Annotated in this window: 12 protein-coding genes; 1 reads left to right on the top strand and 11 read right to left on the bottom strand. The window is 49.7% G+C overall.

Going from position 1 to position 14,731, the window contains the following annotated elements; genetic code table 11:
• Window positions 1-6: 6 nt before the first annotated feature.
• Both ACLB09_RS02595 and ACLB09_RS02590 read right to left on the bottom strand, forming a co-directional pair.
• Window positions 7-1,782, bottom strand: a complete 1,776-nt coding sequence (locus tag ACLB09_RS02595) for a DAK2 domain-containing protein (RefSeq protein WP_410768186.1) — start codon at window positions 1,780-1,782, stop codon at window positions 7-9.
• 14 nt (window positions 1,783-1,796) lie between these two features.
• Window positions 1,797-2,156 (bottom strand): Asp23/Gls24 family envelope stress response protein, encoded by a 360-nt coding sequence (locus tag ACLB09_RS02590; protein ID WP_410768185.1) that lies wholly within the window; start codon window positions 2,154-2,156, stop codon window positions 1,797-1,799.
• Between the two features lie 295 nt (window positions 2,157-2,451).
• On the opposite strand from ACLB09_RS02590, the gene rpmB reads away from it, so the two are divergent.
• Window positions 2,452-2,640, top strand: a complete 189-nt coding sequence (gene rpmB / locus ACLB09_RS02585; protein ID WP_068781907.1) for a 50S ribosomal protein L28 — start codon at window positions 2,452-2,454, stop codon at window positions 2,638-2,640.
• A 103-nt stretch (window positions 2,641-2,743) separates the two neighbouring features.
• Here the strand turns inward: rpmB and spoVM are convergent, their stop codons facing one another.
• From spoVM to rsmB, 9 genes are all read right to left on the bottom strand, one after another.
• Window positions 2,744-2,824, bottom strand: a complete 81-nt coding sequence (gene spoVM / locus ACLB09_RS02580; RefSeq protein ID WP_036621610.1) for a stage V sporulation protein SpoVM — start codon at window positions 2,822-2,824, stop codon at window positions 2,744-2,746.
• Window positions 2,825-3,009: 185 nt separating this feature from the next.
• The gene (rpe, locus tag ACLB09_RS02575) at window positions 3,010-3,669 is read right to left on the bottom strand and encodes a ribulose-phosphate 3-epimerase (RefSeq protein WP_410768184.1); all 660 of its coding nucleotides are present in this window, start codon (window positions 3,667-3,669) and stop codon (window positions 3,010-3,012) included.
• A gap of 4 nt (window positions 3,670-3,673) precedes the next feature.
• Window positions 3,674-4,582 (bottom strand): ribosome small subunit-dependent GTPase A, encoded by a 909-nt coding sequence (gene rsgA / locus ACLB09_RS02570; RefSeq protein WP_410768183.1) that lies wholly within the window; start codon window positions 4,580-4,582, stop codon window positions 3,674-3,676.
• A gap of 33 nt (window positions 4,583-4,615) precedes the next feature.
• Entirely contained in the window at window positions 4,616-6,760 is a 2,145-nt protein-coding gene (gene pknB / locus ACLB09_RS02565) for a Stk1 family PASTA domain-containing Ser/Thr kinase (protein WP_410768182.1), read from the bottom strand.
• Window positions 6,757-7,530, bottom strand: coding sequence for a Stp1/IreP family PP2C-type Ser/Thr phosphatase (locus ACLB09_RS02560; RefSeq protein ID WP_410768181.1), 774 nt, complete (start codon window positions 7,528-7,530; stop codon window positions 6,757-6,759). The genes pknB and ACLB09_RS02560 overlap by 4 nt, the downstream gene beginning before the upstream one ends.
• 6 nt (window positions 7,531-7,536) lie before the next feature.
• On the bottom strand, window positions 7,537-8,583 hold the full coding sequence (rlmN, locus tag ACLB09_RS02555; RefSeq protein ID WP_410768180.1) for a dual-specificity RNA methyltransferase RlmN: 1,047 nt from the start codon (window positions 8,581-8,583) through the stop codon (window positions 7,537-7,539).
• A 212-nt stretch (window positions 8,584-8,795) separates the two neighbouring features.
• Window positions 8,796-11,597, bottom strand: a complete 2,802-nt coding sequence (locus ACLB09_RS02550) for a DUF5704 domain-containing protein (RefSeq protein ID WP_410768178.1) — start codon at window positions 11,595-11,597, stop codon at window positions 8,796-8,798.
• Window positions 11,598-12,108: 511 nt separating this feature from the next.
• Window positions 12,109-13,020: a copper amine oxidase N-terminal domain-containing protein gene (locus ACLB09_RS02545; RefSeq protein WP_410768177.1), complete on the bottom strand. Its 912-nt coding sequence runs from the start codon at window positions 13,018-13,020 to the stop codon at window positions 12,109-12,111.
• A gap of 232 nt (window positions 13,021-13,252) precedes the next feature.
• The gene (rsmB, locus tag ACLB09_RS02540) at window positions 13,253-14,671 is read right to left on the bottom strand and encodes a 16S rRNA (cytosine(967)-C(5))-methyltransferase RsmB (protein WP_410768982.1); all 1,419 of its coding nucleotides are present in this window, start codon (window positions 14,669-14,671) and stop codon (window positions 13,253-13,255) included.
• Between the last annotated feature and the right edge of the window lie 60 nt (window positions 14,672-14,731).

The raw sequence follows: 14,731 nt of genomic DNA, 5'->3' as shown, positions 1-14,731 counted from the left end.
CTTTCACTAGGATTCAACCGAGAACAAATAATAGTAGATCGGCTGACCGCCTTCGTGAACTTCCACCTCGGCGTCAGGATAAACCTCATGAATCCAGGCTGTAAGCGATTCGGTAATGTCCGGGGACGCTTCTTCGCCTACCAGGATCGTTACGATCTCGTCTCCGCCGGCAAGCATTTTGGACAGCAGTCCTTGGCTCGTTTCCAGCAGTCCTTCTTCCGTGCTTACGATTTTGGAGTCCGCAATGCCGATATAGTGTCCGGCCGTGATTTCCAGATCGTCGAATACCGTATCCCGGACGGCATAGGTAACTTGTCCGGTCTTTACGTGCTGCACGGCATTCATCATGCTATCCGTATTGCTGTCCGCGCTCTCTTCTTCCTGGAACGCGAATGCCGCCGCAATCCCTTGCGGGATGCTCTTGCTCGGAATCACCGTCACGCTGCGTTCCCCTTCAAGAAGATCGCGCGCCTGTTGGGCCGCAAGTACAATATTGGAATTGTTCGGGAGCACGAAAATATGCTCGGCCGAAATCGAATGGATCGCCTTCACGAAATCCTCCGTGCTCGGGTTCATCGTCTGTCCGCCGGACAAAACGACGTCGACGCCGAGGCTTTTGAAGATATCGGAAATCCCTTGGCCCGAAGCCACGGCGATAAATCCGTAAGGAGCCATTTCATCGGCCGGAAGCTTGGCCGGATCACTCGGGCGAACCGGTTCCGCCGGAATCTCGGCGAACAATTCCGGCATCGGAGCCGCGTCCATGCCGGCCGTGAGCAAATCGCGATGCTGCTCACGCATATTTAAAATATGAATTTGCGTAATTTCGCCAAAGCGTAGCGCAAGATTCAAAACCTCGCCCGGCGCTTTGGAATGGACATGCACTTTAATCACTTCATCGTCAGCGATTACAATAATGGAATCTCCATTAAGTGACAGCGCTTTCCGGAATTGATCCTCGTCAAAGTTCGAGTTTGGGCCTTCACCAAGCTTACGATTAATAAAAAATTCCATATCATACAAAAACTCGATGTCTTCGGTTTCAAGCTTTGCCTGTGCCGAAACAGGATGTACGGTATCGAATGCCGCAGGGGTAACTCTAGGCGGAGTGACGGTAGCTGCCGGTGCTGCGGATTGACCTTGAACCGGTACGTTAGCCTGTACTTTGCCTGTCAATTGCTCGTAAAAACCCTCGTAAATATAAACCAGTCCCTGACCGCCGGAATCCACGACGCCGACTTGTTTCAGGACAGGCAGAAGCTCCGGGGTACTGGCAAGGGCTTCTTTGGCTTTAGCCAGTACTTCGGTCATAAGTTCCGTAATATCATTGGTTCTTCTGGCGTAAAAGACCGCATGTTTGGCGGCTTCTTTCGCCACCGTAAGGATCGTTCCTTCCACCGGTTTGACGACCGCTTTATATGCGGTATCAACACCGCTTTGCAGGGCTGCCGCAAACTGAACCGTATTTAATTCCTCATAGGATGACGCATAACGGCCAAATCCACGGAACAACTGGGACAAAATAACCCCCGAGTTCCCCCGTGCGCCCATCAGCAGCCCTTTGGACAGAACGCCTGCCCGGCTGCCTACGCCGCCTGATCCGTTGTTTTTCAGCTCGGTTACACCGGCCGTCATCGTCAAATTCATATTTGTGCCGGTATCTCCGTCGGGAACCGGAAACACATTCAAAGAATTGACATGCTCGGCATGTTGTCCCAGCCGTTCCGCCCCGGCAAGTACCATGGCGGTAAAATCTGTTCCATTTATAGAACGCTTACTCAAGAGAATTCCCCTTCCTAGCTTGATACACGTACGCCTTGAACCACGACGCCAACCTCGGCGACATCGAGTCCAACGACTTCACTTAACACGTATTTTACTTTTTGCTGTATGTTGTGTGCGACCTCGGAAATTTTCGTGCCATAACTGACTATAATATAAAGATAAATTGCCAATCGGTTATTATCAAGGTTCACTTCAACACCCCGGGCCAGATTTTCGCGCCCAAGCAATTCGGCGATGCCGTCTTTAAACTGCTTTCGGCTTGCCATTCCCACCAGTCCATAACATTCCATGGCGGCCGATCCGGCGATAACCGCTATCGCTTCTTCCGAGATATCGATGTGTCCATATTCGGTATCCAATTGTATAGCCACGCCTGCACTCACTCCTCCCTTGAAATTATTATGGACTAAACAATATTGTACTATAAGAATAAAGAGAAATAAATAAAAGATGGGCATGCTGACAGAAATAATGTTTGACGATCGGTTGACGGGGCTTTTTTTACTATGATATTATATTTAAGTATTGTTTTATGCGGTTTTCCCTGTCCTTAAGTATCAGGCCGGGAAATCGACCGGCATTTATGGCCGGCTTGAACAATAACTGTGAACTTGCTAATAAGCTGTTATTTTCAAGACAGGTGTATTGGAACAGGAGGTGTAATGAATGTCTCGCAAATGTTATGTAACAGGTAAAAAGCCTAGCAGCGGTAACCATGTTTCCCATGCTAACAATCGCAACCGCCGTTCTTGGGGCGTAAACGTGCAAAAAGTTCGGATCTTGGTTGACGGTAAACCAAAACGCGTATACGTCAGCACTCGGGCTTTGAAATCCGGTAAACTGACCCGTGTATAAGACTCAAATAAGCATATAGACAAAAAGCACCTTTTCTAATAGAGGTGCTTTTTTGGTGCTTCCATTTCGTTCCGGGTCTTACTTGGCCTGGCGTCCGTCCGATCTAGTTTTTGTGGAACGTGTTCAATACGGCCTTAACGAATCCTCCCAGAAATTTAGGCAGCTTGAATGTGTAAAATTTCATCGTTCACCCTCCCCATCATTCTCATGCCTTCACCCATATTCTATGTTCCGAGCCCTTTACCCGTGTATTTCCACTACAAAAAAAAGGCTACATGAGAACCCTGCTCATGTAACCCATTCTATGCGAAGCGATGATTCCCTATGCCAACGGACAAGAGCAGAAATAAGCTCATTGCCGTGAAAGTGCTATAGGCTGGCCCTGATTTCGGCAATGGCGGCGCTCCGGTCGGGGCGGCCGAATACGGCGTTCCCCGCCACCAGCACATCGGCGCCGGCTTCAACCACGAGCGGCGCGGTGGCAGCGGCAATCCCGCCGTCAACCTCGATGCGTAAATGATCCAGGCCAAGTTCGGTCTTCCATTTACTCAACTCGCGAATTTTACGCAGCGTCCCGGGAATAAAAGCTTGTCCGCCGAAGCCGGGATTCACGGTCATGACGAGCACCAGATCCAAATCCTCGACGACTTCACGGATCGCCGATACCGGGGTAGCCGGATTAATGGCAACGCCGGCTTTGACACCATGCTCCTTGATCAAATGGATAACGCGGTGCAAATGCACGCAGGCTTCGGCGTGCACGGTTATGACATGCGCTCCAGCCTGGGCGAAGGCAGGCACATACTCCTCCGGCTTCTCGATCATCAGGTGCACGTCAAGCGGCAGCTTGGTCAGCGGGGCGATCGCCCCCATCACCAGCGGTCCGAAGGTCAAGTTCGGAACGAAATGTCCGTCCATGACGTCCACGTGAAGCCAATCGGCTCCACCGCGTTCCACATCTGCCACTTCCTCACCGAGCTTGGCAAAATCCGCAGATAAAATAGAAGGTGCGATATAGATATTCGACATGATGCTAATACCTCCGTTTTTTCTCTTTCATCTCTTCGTGGAACTGCACGTAATGCTCATAACGACCCGATGCAATGGCACCGTCTTCCACCGCCTGTCTTACTTTACAACCCGGCTCATGGAGATGGCTGCAGCCGCGGAATTTGCATTCCTCGGCAAACTGGCGGAATTCTATAAAACAAGCGGACAGTTCCTCTACGCCCAGCTCCAGAAAATCAAGCTGACTAAACCCCGGCGTATCAGCTACATATCCGCCGTTTTCCAATTCAATCAGTTCGACATGACGGGTCGTATGGCGGCCCCGGCCAAGTTTCATGCTGATTTCGCTCGTTTCAAGAGTCAAGCCGGGAAGCATGGCGTTAAGCAGGGAGGATTTACCTACGCCGGATTGACCGGAGAAGACGCTAATCTCCCCGGCCAGACGGGATTTGACTTCCTCGGTTCCGGTCCCGGTCCGGGAACTGGTTACGACCACTTCATATCCGATTTTTTCATACAATTCCTTAATCTGACCGGTCAGATCCCCGTCCCGGTCACTTTCATCCTCATCCAGCAAATCTTCCTTGGTCAGACAGATTAGAGTGCGTAGCCCAGCTTGCTCGATATGAACCAGAAATTTATCCAGCAGTTGGAGGTTCAAATCCGGTTCCTTTAATGAAAAAAGCAAAACGGCAAGCTTCGCATTTGCTACCGGCGGACGAATAAGCTCGGTATCCCGCGGCAAAATTTCCTCGACCGTTCCCTCTCCGTTTTCGGTGGGCGTAAATATAACACGATCGCCCACCAACGGAGTCAGGCCCTTTTTCTTGAAAATGCCGCGCCCGCGGCACTGGACCGTTTCCCCAGATGCCGCTGCGTCGGGTTTCACATAGTAATATCCGCTTAATGCTTTAACAATCAAGCCTTCAGGCATACTTACTTGGCCTCGCTTTCGTGTATGTCTGCCTTAATGGTTATTGTTTCCTTTGCCTTTGTTTCCTTTACCGTTCCCTTTTCCGCTAGCTTTTTCCGCATTAGCCAGAGAACCGGTATTAATCATGCCCGTATCGGGAATATTCTCTTCCTCATTCGAATTCATTACGTCCTCGTCCTGCTGTTCTTCTTCAGGAAGCGACAGTTCGGGAACGGTTCCCTGTTTGGCATCGATGTACGATACCGGATACGTCTCTATAAGCACGCCGTCGCGCAATACGGAAACATAACCGTTCTTGTTGGGAGCCAGAATCAGATCGACCGATAAATACTGCGGTTTGCCGATCGTTTTGGTGCCCCAATCCAGGTTTTCGCCGCGCGCATCCCCGTACGTAAGCTGAATCTTGCTCTTTTCGCCTTCGACGGCAGGAGTGACGGGGATTTCATACGTGAACTGAAGCGCCTCCGGCGGATAGCCGGAACTTACGGTCAATCTAACCCCTTCGGAATCGGCCGGTACTTTATCGTTCGGTGCGAACGGCCATTGTTCCATAACTTCGCCGGCTTTCTTTTCGAAGCTTGATTTTTCCTGAATCCCATCCTTGGCGATTGGAATACCTGCTGCCTCAAGCATCGCTTTGGCTTCATCCAGCGTCTTTCCGACCAGATCCGGCATCTCCACGCTGTCCGGGCCCTTGCTGACTTTCAAGACTACATCCACCATAGCAGGATCATATTCCGCATTGGCATCGGGGCTTTGCCCGATGACTTTACCGATTTCTTCATCGCTGAAGTCCTCGGTCTTCCTGATCCGGTCCTCGTCAATCCCATGCTGAACGAGCTGTTCTACCGCATCCTCGTAAGTCATACCGGACAATGAAATCATCTGAGGGAGCTCCTTGGCGGTACTGACAGTAAAGTCGATCGTTGCTCCCTCTTTGACCGTCGTCCCTTCCGGCTTGCTTTGTTCGTAAACGATACCCTCGTTGACGCCTTCCTTATACACCCGCGCGACGTTCCCGACTACCAAGCCGAGCTCGGTGAGCTTCGTGGTCGCCTCTTGCTCCGAGAGATTGAGCACGCTCGGAACCTTCGTTTCGGGTACGGTAACCATCTTGTTAACGTACCAGGCAACGCCCAGCATAGCCAGCAGCACGACCACCGTAAGGCTGATCCAAAGAGCGGCTTTGCCTTTTCCCGACGACTTTTGGGCCGTCTTTCCATCATCGGGAACCTGGGCATCCCGCGATAGCTTTGATCCGCCTGCCGCAGCCTTGCCTTGAGGCTTGATCGCCGGAACGATCCGGGTACTGTCTTCATCATCTTCATCGACAAAAGACAATTTCGATTCCAGCCGTCTTTCCGGCAGAAGGCAGGTTTCCAGATCCCGCAGCATTTCCTTGGCCGATTGATAGCGTTCGGCGGGATTTTTCCGCATGGACTTCAAAATAATATTTTCTACGCTTTGAGGAATCATCGGATTCACCATCCGCGGCTCCTCAAAATGTTCTTGCAAATGTTTAAGCGCCACGCTGATCGGGCTTTCGCCAAGGAAAGGCAGTTGTCCCGTCAGCATTTGGTAAAGCACGATCCCCAGGGAGTACAAATCCGACTTCTCCCCGGTCGTTACGCCCTTGGCGTGCTCCGGCGAGAAATAGTGGACCGAGCCTACAACCGAACCCGTCTGGGTAATCGTGGCCGAGGTTACCGCCCGGGCGATACCGAAATCCGTTACTTTTACCCGTCCGTTGCGTCCTATTAAAATATTATGAGGTTTAATATCACGGTGAATGATCTGATTTTGATGGGCATGATCCAGCGCGTCGGCGATTTGCGAGGCGATCCGGATCGACTCCTCCACCTGCAATGGTGCGCGCTCCTTAATGATTTCGTTCAAATTCTGGCCTTCGATATATTCCATGACAATATAATGAATGTCTTCTTCCTGGCCGACATCATACACGCTTACGATATTAGGATGAGACAATGAGGCTGCCGACTGCGCTTCCCGGCGAAAACGGCGGATAAACTCCTCGTCATTCACAAATTGCTGTCGTAGCACTTTAATAGCTACGAATCGGTTTAAAAGGATGTCTTGTGCTCTGTATACAAGCGCCATTCCGCCTCCGCCGATTCGCTCGATAACCTGGTAACGACCGCCTAATTCGTGTCCGATCATGAATTCCACTCCTTTACGCTAGACCCGTCTTCTCCGCAATGCTCCAGTAATGCGACGGTAATATTGTCGTCGCCCCCGGCTAACAAGGCAAGCCGAAGCAAACGGTCGGCCCGGTCATTCAACTCGAGAGCCTCCGAGCTTAGCGTTTGGGTCATCTGTTCCAACGTTACATAATTGCTAAGCCCGTCGCTGCACAGCAGCAATATTTCCCCCGGCTCCAAAGAAACGGGATACAAGTCGACAACGACTTGCGGATCCGTACCCAGAGCCCGGGTAACTACGTTGCGGTGCGGATGCACGATGGCTTCCTGTTCGCTGATCTGCTTGCTTTTGAGCAGCTCATTGACCAAAGAATGGTCCTCTGTCAATTGGACCATCTCGCCACGGCCGAATTTGTAGACCCGGCTATCGCCGATGTGGCCGATCATGCCTTCCTGATCACCAAGCAGTACAGCTACCACTGTCGTTCCCATGTTGTGATACTCTTCATGTTCCGAAGCTTCGCGGTAAACGACATCATTGGCATGCAGAATAGCCTGTTTCAGCTTTTCGCCGCAAGCCTCGGCGGTAAGGCCCGGAGGGAGATCATGCAGATCCCGCACGATCGTCTCCACAGCCAACCGGCTCGCGGTGTCTCCGGCCTGGTGGCCGCCCATGCCGTCAGCGACAATGGCCAGCGTATAGCCTTGCTCCAATCGGGCAACCCAGGAACTGTCCTCATTTACCGAGCGGACACGCCCAACATCACTTACATAAACCGTCTTTATCAAATTCGATCACCTCGTACCAGACTCCATGTGCTTCGCCCGCAATTGTCCACAGGCCGCAGCAATATCATGGCCTTGCTCCCGGCGGATAGTAACGTTGACCCCTTTTTCCGCCAAAATCCGTTGAAATTGAAAGATGTCATTTCTGGATGTTCTGACATACTTGCGCTCCGGTACATGATTGACCGGAATCAGGTTGACGTGGCAGAGCATACTTTTCAGTACATCGGCCAGTTCTTCGGCGTGCTCGGGACGGTCGTTCACCCCGCCGATCAGCGCATATTCGAAAGTGATTCTCCGGCCTGTTTTGGCGATGTAATACCGTAAAGACTCCATCACATCGTCAAAAGGAAACCGCCGGTTTACCGGCATGAGCTTGGATCTTAACGCATCGTTCGGCGCATGAATCGAAATGGCCAAATTGATCTGCGTGTCCTCATCGGCGAATTTGTAAATGTTCGGGACGATCCCGCTCGTTGATACAGTAATATGCCGTTGTCCGATGTTCAAGCCCTTTTCATGGATCATAATCCGCAAAAATTTCATCGTGGCTTCATAATTCTCAAACGGTTCGCCGGTCCCCATAATAACGATGCTGCTTACCCGTTCGCCGCGGGTATCGAGAATCTTCTGGGCCTGGACGACCTGGGCGACGATTTCACCCGCCGTCAAATTCCGTTTGAGACCTCCCAAAGTGGAGGCGCAAAACGTGCAACCGACCTTGCAGCCGACCTGAGTCGTCACGCAAATGCTGTTGCCGTAGTTATGCTTCATAATCACCGTCTCGATCGCATGCTCATCATGCAGCCCGAACAGGAACTTCACGGTGCCGTCTTTGGATTCATACTTCGTAATTTCGTTCAGGGTTACAAACGCAAACTGCTCGTCCAGCTTTTGCCGCATACTTTTGGACAGGTTCGTCATTTCCTCAAAGAAATTAACCCGTTTAACGTACAGCCAGTCAAAAATCTGGCCCCCCCGAAATGCCGGTTCACCTTGTTCAACGGCCCATTGTTGCAGTTCTTCCAAACTAAAATCATATATAAAGGGTTTCATTTTCACACACCTATTCGTTTAAATTTATCTGTATTTCTCCATTCATTCTTCCTATTTTAGCATAAAACGCGATTACACTAAAGACTGGGGCAGGTCGGCGGCTCCAAATACGCATTTCCGTACGAAAAAAGACCGGCTCACGCTCTTGTTTCAGCGCATTCCGGCCTCTTCCGCGAGGCTTCTAACTCAAAATCAACTCACTGATAAGATCGTTAATGCGTAACCATGGAACGAAAGTCATCCCGGCTTGAACCGGCGGCTTCATAAAACACTACGTCTCCGTCCATAAGCACAAAAGTACGGCCATAGGGATCACTCACCCGGCGGACAAATCCTTCGAGCTGATTCCACTGATTCATCAATGGTCCATGAATATACTGCAAATAGGGATGTGCGACATCTCCGTTGCGGACAGTCTCAATATTGAAATTAACTACAATATACCCATCTTTTAAAAAAATCGGCGATTGATTGCTCAGTCCATTGTGAGTTCGGCCATATTCAGCCACATTCGTCCCAACGCTCACCGCATAAAGGTCGGCGGGCAGACTGTACTCCCCGTACCATTTCTGCACGGCGGCATTGACTCTTGCGGGATCTACTCCGGTCGGTATCCCGCTTTTCGGCCCGATCAAGGTGCGGATACGCTGATTCAGCTCTAGCAGGCTTAACCTGCCAATCGGTGTTTTTTGCAGGGTTATTTTTGAAATGTAGTTCTGTACATATTGCGCACGTCCGATCCCGGCGACTTGATCAAATGTGAAATCATGGTCGTACTTATACAAGGCCGTATCGGTCAACTCCTCCGTAGGCACATTGCGCAGCCGCTCGTTCAGAATCACATAACGCTGAACTTTATCTCCCTGCGATCCGATTTTCACGTAGCTGCGGTCACCGGCGTGATAATAAAGATCCACCGCCCTCCGTGTACCGTCTTTGGCGCTGACAAAATAAAACGAAGGCGTAATCGTGATGCGGTCTTCCAGCCCGAACATATTCCCCTTCGTCTTTAAGTCAAACTTGAAATGGTACCCGGTCTTGATAACCGCGTTGTTATATACCGGATGACTGCCGGGAGTGATCGGCAGCGTGAATCTCGAGATATTTCCACGAGGTGCGCCATCTATCCCGTCTAATCCAACCCAATAAAACGCTCCCGTAGGGACCGAAGAGCCGACCGAAGTACGAAACACCGTCTCCCAGTTATAGTCGGCGATATCCGTAATCCGGAAATCATACACCCGCCCGATAACATCGACCGGAACCTTATCGTAGGCAATATGATGCGCAAGATCCAAATTTGCCTGGTTCTGCTGGCTCGCTCCGTCCGGCGCATTATGCGCTATCGTGCGAAACTCCACCTCATAGAACCCCTCATCCACCCATACCGGAAGAAAGTACGAGAAAGACTCTATGGCTTTATCGACTTCAATCCAGGTGTTCTTCGGATGAAACGTCACCTTGTTCCCATCGTACACATCAAAAGGAAAACGAACCTGCTTGCTGCCTATGTATTTTTCATAACTGTTATAACCGTATCCCTTGTAATCGGCATGCTGGCCGCTATTCGGGATGTAAACCGTAAACGGCCGATCCAGAATAACGGCGGACCGTCCGGCGGCCGGCACCGTTTTCTGATTGTGCTGCGCATCGTCCGACACATCCGGATACATGACCACCGGTGTATGAACCGTCACCGGATTAATTCCATAGATCGGATAATTCACATCCGCCCCGCCATGAATATTTCCGTTCATTAGACCGTAATAAATCGTCCCGCTGCTGCTTTGGCTCCCCTTATTCGTCTTACTGACAGGAATCATATTTCCGGGGCTATAAAGAACATTTTGATGAATTAGCGACGGCATTGGTATAGAACCCGGTGCGGGTCCGGTCTCACTGGTTTGAGCTCCGCTCATGATCGTCGAACCGTTAAAAGTGAGCGTATCGTTTTTAACTTTGACTTTTTCAACGGCCTGCTGTGCATAAGACTCCAGATTTTCGTTCGAAATATCCGGCTTCTCCTTTCCTCCCGTCTTGCTTCCTTTAGGAGCATCCACAGAGTCTGGAACATCAGGCGGTATGTACTCATTTGACTCTGAAGAAGAAAAACTCGGCGGCGAATATCCGCTTGGCATGATCGTAATGCCGCCGCCATTAAACGCATAATTCCACAATTTCGCCTGATCGATCTTATAGACCTCAAGATTTTCAATCACCCAGAAGGAATAAGGCCGTTCAATCGTATATGATTTTGTCAGCGTCTCCGTTGCAGTTTGCGGATCAGGCGCATCCATTTCACCGGTACCATCCGGTTTGGGCACCTTTTTTCCAGGATCCCATTTCAACTCGTACTCTCGGTTTACAGTGACTTCATATGTACATTTCCCGCTCATTTGCACGAATTTATTTTTGGACAGATAGCTATTCGCCAAAACATTTCCGTACAAGCTTTCCGTTGTGGGTATTCCGTCGAGGACGTCAAAGCGTTCATTGCCCCGAGAATCGGCTCGGATTACGGCGCTTACGTCGGGAGAAGTCAACGGAGCTTCCCTGACTTGTCCACTCGGGCTCGGTTCTGTACATCCCCCCGTCGGCGGATCGGTGTTTCCGCCTCCATTGCTGTAATAGAGATTAAGATAATAAATCGGAAAACTTCCGTCATAAGTAAACGACATAGGCTCGCCATAAAGCGGATTTGTTCCCGACGGGTCCCTTTGAGTACTCTTTCGGTAATATTCATACTTGTACTTGGCCGTCCCCGGAGTTGCTTTAAAATTATATGGCTCATCCACTTCTAGTTTTTCCTGGTAATCTTTAAACCCGTCAACACCATCCAGCGATTGTCCACTGGTCGTAAAATGTTTGATGATGGCTTTGCCTTCTTGAGTTGTTTCGGGCTCTAGTTCGATAATTAGTAAGTTTGGAAAGAAATAGCGCCGTCCTTCTACGCCGTCGGATAAACCACCGCCGCCTTCTTCGGTTATGTCTTTATGACTTATATGTGCGGTCAATAATCCATTAGTATAAACTGTAAAGCTTACCTTACTAGTACTTTTACCACTGATTGGCCCAACTATTGACGTATAATCCTTACTAACAAACAGAAAATTATCCGACCAAGTTTCTCCATATCTCGAATTTTCATAAACCTGTGTTGCTCCCGTTAATCCTAGTCCTATATTAGCAATTGCTAAGTTTTCATTTTCGTCGAACGCTCTAACATCAACATTTTTGATTTTTCTCCCGGGGAATTCAAATGAATAATTCCAATCCATCGACTTTCTTGTGTCAGGAGATCCATCCGAAGTCCACTCACCGTTAGATTTCCTCCAAATATCATGGCTAAAATTCCCAACAAAGTAATAAATATTCGGATTGTTTTTATCCTGAGTTGTTTGTAAACTCCCCGCGGCATATACCGAATTAGACATAAAAATAAAAGATATACTAGAAAATAATAATGTGCACGAAATTATTAAGCTTATCGGAGTTTTTAACTTCCGCATTATTAAGTACTCCTTTTTATTTCAATGGATCTTTCAAGAAGAATAACGATTCAAAAGATATAACAAACCCCAAATAAATGGCTTCATCAATTGTAAAATTTTCATAATTTTTATCTTTAATTAAATCACCATCTCTTCTTGAATCCACATGGTATGTTAAAGTAATTGATCCGTCTGCATTTTTTATCCGCATACCTTCAACATCATACCGAACACGCGCGCCTGTAATATTCTCCGATAGATAGTAGATTGCAGTCTTTCCCGATGAATATCTAATTCGAATCCCATCGTTTCCTGCTTGTTTAACTTCCCATATGTCATACAGAATCCGATCACAGATTTTTAACGGCAGTTGATCATATGAAAATACATACGCATCTTTTCTTCCTTCATAAAGCCCAGCTACTGGATCGATCAGGTCTTTGAAACTTTCAATTTCTTGTGGTTTTATTCCCGCCTCCTCTAAAGTCGGCACCTCCTTCGACCCGATCCAAACCCAATTGCCAACTTGATCCCAGCTCACCGGTTCTCCAAGGTTTTCGCTCACAAACCGAAGTGGAACGTAGGTACGTCCTTTTACCGCTTTAGCAGCGGCATCCATCGTTACGCTGTTGCCATCGACCACGGCTACTTTGCTTCCAAGCGTCAGGACAATCGACTTAGCCTCCTTCGTATAAGTCACCGTATTTCCACTGAAATCCACTTCTGCCCCGAGCGCTTCGCCAATTCCCCGGAGCGGCACTTGTACGCGCCCATTTTCCGATACGGGGTCGCCCCCCTGAAATTTTACTTTTCGACCATCTACCAAGACTGCAAGCTTAGGACTGCCGATAACCCTATCTGGGGACGCCGCTCGTGCAACTGGTCCTGATTGGAATGAAGCAACGCAAACTATAAGGCAAAGTAATAATCCCAGCATTTTTTTCATGAAAAAATCTTCCTCTCCTTAAAATGTCCTAAATACCTACTCATTCGTGAATCACATCACTTTTACCTCCTTTTCTATTACTATTTTGATAATATAAGGAAATTTAAACAATAAAAAACACACCTTTATCGTCGCTTAACGAAAATAAAGGTGTGCTTCACCGATTCCAGTATATACCATTAAATACAATTCGTAAATGGCTGTATCTCAAACCGTTATTTAAAAGCTATTCTTAGGCTTGCTTCACAAGCCGTGCGATGTAAAAACCGTCCGAATGAGCGTCCTGCGGCAAAATTTGCAGCCCGATCGATTCCCGGCCTTTAGCCTCATCAAGATTCCTCCAGCTTTCCGGCTCATCTTCGGCCAGTTTGAATTCCGGATGGCGGTCCAAAAACCAGCGAACCATCTCACTGTTCTCCGCCTTCTCAATCGTGCAAGTGCTGTAAACAAGCACCCCGCCCGGCTTGAGCAATCCGCTTACGGTATCCAGCAATTCACGTTGTACCGCAGAGATTTCCGCGATATCTTCCGGTGTCTTGGCCCATTTTAAATCCGGTTTACGGCGGATAACGCCGAGTCCCGAGCAAGGTGCGTCAAGCAGCACCCTGTCAAAAGTTGCCGGAGCAAACACCTCCGTTAGCTTTGTCGCATCCCCTGACAAGGTGCGGATATTGCCCAGACCCAGCCGCTTCGCGTGATCTTCGATCAGCTTCGCTTTGTGGGGATGAATATCATTGGCCACAACCTCGCCGCGGCCGCCCATCAACTCTGCGACATGGCAGGTTTTCCCGCCGGGAGCCGCGCAGCAATCGAGCACGGTCATGCCGGGTTCCGGATTCACCGCTTCACCAACCAGCATGGAGCTCTCATCCTGAACGGAAATCAAACCTTCCCGGTACCACGGAGTCAACGCCATATTTCCGCCGCTTAATACAAGAATGCCGTCCTGCGACATTGGCGAAGGAACCGCTTCAAGATCCTGCCCTTTCATCGCCTGCAGCATTTCATCGCGGCTGTTCCGGGACCGGTTGACCCGAACGCTGACGGAAGGCGGTTCATTGTTCGCCCGGCAAATCGCCTCCGCGGTTTCTTCTCCATACTGTTTCACCCAGCGGGCAACGAGCCAATCCGGATGGGAATGTTCCAGCGCAATCCGTTTTACCGGCGGCATATTTTCCGGTAACGTCAATTCCTCTTTGCGGCGCAGCACATTTCTCAGCACGCCGTTTACCATCCCCGAAATTCCTTGATGTCCCCGGCGTTTCGCAATATTAACCGCTTCATTGACCGCCGCGTGCGGCGGAATCCGGTCCAAATAATACAACTGATAAAAACTAAGCCGCAGCAAGTTGCGGACCCAAGGCTGCAGCTTGGCCATCCCTTTGGCCACGAAAGCCTCCAAAAAATAATCGATCGTATTCAGGCGCGAGATCGTCCCGTATACGAGCTCCGTCGCAAGACCGGCATCCGCACCGGACAAACCGGACTTTTGGAGCGCACCGTTCAAAAGCAGGTTGCTGTATGCACCTTCCTGCTCTACCGCCGTCAGCACCTGTAGCGCCGTATCCCGTGCCGTTGGCTTAGCCTGCTTTGACTTTCCACTCCCGGAGCCTGTTCCTTTGCCGGCGCTAGAACTACTGGAGCCTGTCACGGAACCGGAGTTCCCTCCCGTATTGCGGCCTTTTCCTTGAAAACGTTCCGTGTGATCTTT

It is taken from the genome of Fontibacillus forbon (assembly GCF_046559655.1).
In the GTDB taxonomy this organism is placed as follows: Bacteria; Bacillota; Bacilli; order Paenibacillales; family Paenibacillaceae; genus Fontibacillus.
This window is presented reverse-complemented; position numbering and strand designations above follow the sequence as displayed.